The organism is Peptococcaceae bacterium 1198_IL3148 (genome assembly GCA_036763105.1).
GTDB lineage: Bacteria > Bacillota > Desulfotomaculia > Desulfotomaculales > Desulfohalotomaculaceae > JBAIYS01.
In genome coordinates this window covers 1-255 of record JBAIYS010000071.1, presented here as the reverse complement: position 1 = coordinate 255, position 255 = coordinate 1, and the positions used below count along the sequence as shown (strand labels likewise).

Below are 255 nucleotides of genomic sequence, written 5' to 3'. Positions count from 1 at the left end.
GATACTTGTCCGGTTCCATTTGGGCCTTTTTCAGTACTTCGTTATCAACATAGCTGAATTGCATCTGACCATTGCCCAAAATAGATGCCGTTCTAAGCAAAGTAATCAGCCCATTTTCACCTTCTGGCGTTTCCAAAAGGCCCTTCAGCAGCTTAAAGTTGTGGACCATGCCGATGTTCATCGATTCGTTACTCAACTTGCTAACGGATTTGATAATGGCTGTTGGTCCCAATTTATCGGCGCCCTGGGTGGGGC

At 46.3% G+C, this 255-nt stretch carries 1 protein-coding gene; it reads right to left on the bottom strand.

Going from position 1 to position 255, the window contains the following annotated elements; translation table 11 throughout:
- A partial coding sequence (locus V6C27_14940) for a glycine radical domain-containing protein (protein ID MEG6617666.1) occupies positions 1 to 255 on the bottom strand: 255 nt, incomplete at both ends.